Raw genomic sequence first — 5,751 nt, 5'->3', positions numbered from 1 at the left:
TAGTATGCTGTTTCCACAAATTGGACAGTGATATTGTATTCTCCATCGGCAAAATTATTGAGCGAAATGGTTGTGTTCCCGTTATATAAATAAACAATTTTTTTCCTTACCCCATCTATATAAAGTATTGCCTGACCCTGAACTCCTTTTGTAAGCAATGATACAATTGCACTTCCTTTTTGATCTATTTTAATTTCAGGAATCATTACGGCCAAATCAACAGATTGCTTTTTAACTTTGATGTCGGTCTCATTGAATGCTTTGAAATAATTGTCGCTGCCCTCATAAGTTGCCTTTAGCATAAAATCGCCGGGAATTAAACCTGAAACTGTAATTTTAGCTTTGCCATCTACCAGAACTGCAACATATATATCCTGATTGATTGCAACAGACACGTTTCCGACTACAACGCCTGAATTTTCACTTACCACTTCCAGATCTATTGTCAAATCGCTGCCATAGGTGATATTTTCATCTACTGCAATTTTAATTTGAGTATCAATTTTGCCCACATCAACAAGGACAGTTTTTGTGAAGCTTCCTACTGTAGCATTGATTTCATATAATCCTTTGGTTTGGGTTTGTGTGAATGTGAATGAAGCCATTCCGTCATTTAATTGTTTAGAAATATTTACTGGTGCAAATGTTACATTGAATAAGGGGAAAAGATTGATTTGACAGTCAAGCTTATCGCTGCTTGACCATGAAGAAGTAATTTCAACATCACTGTTTATATCCAGTTTTGAATAAACAGGAGTTAAATTAAACAATAGCCATGAGTTGACCTTATCCACATTAATCCTGTTTAACTTATAAGGGTTTTCATTAGCATTCCACCAATTATAATCCAGAGATAAGACTTCACCTCCATTGAAATAGATATCCTGTGAGATGCCGTCAAATGTGGGATTATCTGAAAATGAATTGTATGTTAAGTTCAAGATTCCGACATTGTAGATATTTGGAGATCCCTTATAGGCAGCCATCGGAGCCTGGTAATATGCAGTATTGTTTCTGAAAATGTTTCCTCGAGCAGTCAATGTTCCTGAGTTATAGATTGCACCATATATGCAGTTGAAGTTAGCCCTTTGAATATAGTTATTTTCAATTACTGAATTTAGAAGTATGAATTCACCAGTATTGTAGATTGCTGAGCCCTTACATTCCTGAGTTGCATACGAACCGACAATGGTGCTTTTATCCATTATTATTTTACCCGCATTAGCGATTCCGGCACCATATCCGAAATCAACACTTCTGGAATTTTTTATTGTGGAGTTGTTAATTAATATGTTTCCCTTATTGTATATTGCTCCACCTGAAGAAAAGAGCCCGGAATCTGATACTGCAGTATTGTTGTCAAAAACAGAATTGATTATTGTCAAATCCCCAAAATTACTAACTGCACCACCGTAAACATATTTATCAACTGAATCAGGGTGAACCTGACAGTTTGTAAAAGCACATCCTTCAATTACAACTGTTGCATTCCTGATATCCAATGCCGCTCCATAGACACTATCCATATATGAATTAGAAATGGATGTTGGACTTTTGAATGCATTTACAAATTTTATGTTTTTAAATGTAACCTTTGCATTGTCTGAGACTACAAATATATAACTGCTGTTTTGCCCATCTATAATAGTATTTTGCGAACCTGCGAAGGTCAATGATTTAGAAATGGTTATCATGGTGTTTGCGTTTCCGAAATAGTAACCGTCAGATATATAGATTGTAGAATTGTCACCGGCTTTGTTTATTGCATTACCTATTGATTTAAGCGGTGAATTTTCTGTTCCTATATTATTGTCCTCTCCATTGAATGTGTCAACATGAATAAAACTGGAATCCTCAGATAAAACTCCGGCATTGTCATTTATTTCAACAGACAAATTGCATGTCTGGTTTAAATCCGCATCACTGGCACTTACGGTATGTAATGTAAATATTATCAAAATGATAAACATTATTAAGACCAGTTTATTAAATTTCAAATTTATGCCTCTAAATTATATTTTATTAAAAATCATTTGTCAATGATATTATTAGTTATATAAAAATAAAGTATATATAATTTTTGTAAAAAAAAGAGAATTAGTCAAAATGACTAATTTTAATCAAGATTTGAATTTTTACGTCTAGACCCAACAACCAACAATATTAATACAGCGATTACGAAAAATATTGATGGAATAAATTCTTCATCATTTTTCTCCTCGATTTCATAAACTTTTTTACTGACACTTGAAGATTCACCTGCAATGGATGCATCCAAACTTTCTGTTGATTTAGACTGACTTGCTGCAACTTCGCTTCCTTCGGCAGAAGGAGTTGTATCAGAATTGTTTGAAACTATATTAACGTTTTGTCCGTTATATGAAGTTGTGTTTACTTTTCCGCCTTCAGTATTGGAATTAACGAACCCAAGTAACAATTCCCTTAAGGATTTAACAGATTTTGTTGAATTCCCATTGGATTTTCCATTCTCATCACCGTTCAAGCCTTGGGAATTTGAATCGTCTTTACCATCATCACTTTGGGAGTTTTCATTATTATTGTTCGGCAATGTCCATCCTTCAAATTCATCCCCTTCCCCCAATTTATCAGAAGATCCTGGAATCAAAGGATTATATGAACGCCTGTTTGTATTCTCATCACTTGAAATTCTACTTCCATCAACATTATTTGAAATGTCATTTCTGTTAAATGGATTATAATTGAACTGCACACCGTTATCAACATTGTTTTCGCGTGAAGCGAAATAATCGAATGCTGATATTACAGGATTGTTGTAGAATTCCATATTCTCATGGGCAGAAATATCTCCGTACTTGTAACCGTTGGAGTTCTTTGCATTTGGGTTATATGTAACCAATAGATTGTTAGCTATTGTTGAATTAACAGAACTCAATAGGTTTACAGAGTAATATCCATCACTGAATACCGTATTGTTCTGGATATCATATTGATGGTCTCCATTAGTGTTTTGCCGATAGCTCACACCATATAAATTATCATCAACTGAGACATCACCAACACTGTGAACTTCAATTATATTATTTTGTATTGTTGAGTGAGTATCCTGAGATTCAATGCCTGCTACCAATGCCCATTCATGAGTTCCAGCCAATCCGGTCACATTAATCCTATTATGTGTAATGGATAATGTAGTTGCACCGTAGAAATTTTGCGAATAAATTCCAATGTTTGGACCATTTGAAAATGAATACAAATCATTGTATGTTATATTTACGTTATCAATCGGACCGGTTATCTGGATCGGATAAGCTGTACCTGCGGCGAGTTTACCTCCAGTTGTAATAATGGAAATATTATTGTAGATTGCAGTTAGATTTTCAAGATTATATATATCCAATCCATATAGATAATTATCGACACCCGGAAACGTTAAGAAGTCCGTCATGTAAATGGAATTATTGGCTATTAATGAATTATACGATCTAAATACCATCATACAATCTAAAGACGGATATGAATGCTCCGGCCTTTTATTTACTTCCGAAATTAATGTGTTTCCAATGAATAGAAGATTATTGCAATCTTCAATCCCTACAGTTAAAACCAAATCAGAAGCAAGCTCGGCACCGCCAGCACCAAACATTATGTCTTTTAGAGGCAAGGATGAACTTATTGTATTATTCTCAACCAAAGCATTTTCACATGAAGATAATTTGACTGCAACATCATAAACATTTACATCGTTGTTGTGTCCTTCAAAGTAAATATTATTATTAAGTATTCTAAGCTTTTTAATTGAATCATAAGAACTTCCTGAAGCAAAAATACCATAAGCCTGAACATTGGTAGGAACAACATAATTGATATTAAGATTAATGAGATTTGCATAGTCAGAATATATTAAAATACCAGCATAATCATTGTCTTCAAATTCACTGTCCAGATTAATATTTAAATCCGTCAAAGTGATATTTTCTGCATCCAATTCAAATACTGTATTTTTAAGAGTATGACCAAATCCATTTATTATCACATTTTTAGCTTGAATTGACAGTTTTCCAAGATTTTCAAAATCCTGAGCAAATATTACTGTTTTACCATCAAATCGTGACTTCAAAACATTGTTTTCAAAGCAATCGTCAAAATTTTGAGATGTAACATATACAGTATCCTCCAATACCAAATCAGGTTCATCTGGAATCTCTTCATCCAAACCCAACTTCGTATCATTGACGAAAGATACCGCATTATCATCTGCTGTTTCCAAAGTCGAATTATCATCAATTTCAGTTGATGAAACTGCTGAAACAGTAAGAATGATAAATATTATAATCAATCCCAATATCAATTTCCGATTTAAGCTTATATTTTTCACCTCCCAACTCTTGTTGTCTTTTTCAGTGATTTTAAAATATAATTAAAAACCGTAAAAGATAATTGAATATTTATTAAGAATAGTTTATAAAGTTATCTTTAATATAATTAAAAAAATAACATTCACTTTTCCAACACTTTGCATAACTTCAGCATTTTTTTAACCTTAAAAACATTATCTAATGTTGTTTTCAGCATCTTTTTTTTGAATGTTTTTGAAACAGGAGTATGTTTTGAGCCTGAATGGAACCTGAACCTATTGTATTGAAATAGATTCAATCATAAGTTTCAATACTTAAATCATCTATGACTAATCTTTGATCTATTATTATAAACAAAATAATGGCCAATAATTACATTGATTACTATGAAATACCATGATTTAATGAAAGATAAATTTAATTAAATTGATTGATTAAATAAAAATAGAATATTCAAATAGGCTAATCTACATGAAAAAAAGAAAAAATTGAGGGAATGTGAAATTCCTCTTATTTTTTAAATTTTATAGTTTTTTTGACTTTGTTTTTGCCATAAATAACTTGGTAGGTGTACTTCTTGTTTACCTTAAGTTTCTTGTAGACACTGTTTTTGATAGTAAAAGTTGCAACACCTTTCTTATTGGTTTTAACCTTGAAAGTCTTTTTGTTGAACTTCAAAGTGATCTTCTTGTTTTTAAGGTATTTGCCGTTAACCTTTTTCAAAGTGACTTTGATTTTAACAGTTTTTGCAGACTTTTTGGCATTAATGTTTTTGGCAGTTATAATACTTTTAACAGTAACTTTTTTGGTAACTGTGAGAGTACCGTAGGTTGCTTTGACAGTGTAGGCTTTTGGAGCCAGACTGATTTTAAGTGAAGCATAACCGTTTTTATCAGTAGTTCTGGTGTAAGTCTTACCGTTAATAGTAATCTTAACCTTTTTATTGGTCAATGCTTTACCATCACTTGTCAACTTAACCTTGAAGTACTTGCCTGAAGTGTAGAGCATGCTTAGGTTGGAAGCAGTGAGCTTTAATACTGGAATATGCTCTTTTACAACAACACTTGACTTGGATGTTGATGAGTATTTGCCGTCACCGGAGTATGTTATAGTGATGTTGTGTGAGCCCTCACTTAATTCAGGGATAGTGACTGTAGCCTTACCGTTTGTCAGGTTTTGAGAGTATAGAACGCCATCAACAGTGACAGTCAAAGTACCTGTAGCGTCATTTGGAAGTGAGATGCTGTATTCATTGCCTGATGTAGGAATATTAAACGCATCATCAGAAACATTCACAGACGGAACAGTAGCGTTTCCAGTGTTATTACCTGTTGTGTTTCCAGTATTATTTCCACCAGTTCCATTTCCAGTAGTATTGCCAGTTGCGTTTACAGGATTTACAACCACAACACTA

Annotated in this window: 3 protein-coding genes; all 3 read right to left on the bottom strand. The window is 33.1% G+C overall.

All coding sequences use genetic code 11. From position 1 onward, the window contains the following. Window positions 1-1,970, bottom strand: a 1,970-nt coding sequence (locus Q4Q55_RS09590) for an Ig-like domain repeat protein (RefSeq protein ID WP_303372588.1), incomplete at its 3' end; no start/stop codon positions are given. Window positions 1,971-2,116: 146 nt separating this feature from the next. After that, window positions 2,117-4,318 carry a right-handed parallel beta-helix repeat-containing protein gene (locus Q4Q55_RS09585; RefSeq protein ID WP_303372587.1) on the bottom strand — a complete coding sequence of 734 codons (2,202 nt, stop codon included), beginning with the start codon at window positions 4,316-4,318 and terminating at the stop codon, window positions 2,117-2,119. Window positions 4,319-4,847: 529 nt separating this feature from the next. Next, window positions 4,848-5,751, bottom strand: a 904-nt coding sequence (locus Q4Q55_RS09580) for an Ig-like domain repeat protein (RefSeq protein WP_303372586.1), incomplete at its 5' end; no start/stop codon positions are given.

The organism is Methanobrevibacter sp., from assembly GCF_030539555.1.
In the GTDB taxonomy this organism is placed as follows: domain Archaea; phylum Methanobacteriota; class Methanobacteria; order Methanobacteriales; family Methanobacteriaceae; genus Methanocatella.
Note: the sequence above shows the minus strand (reverse complement) of the source record. Positions and strands in the feature narration are given on the sequence as shown.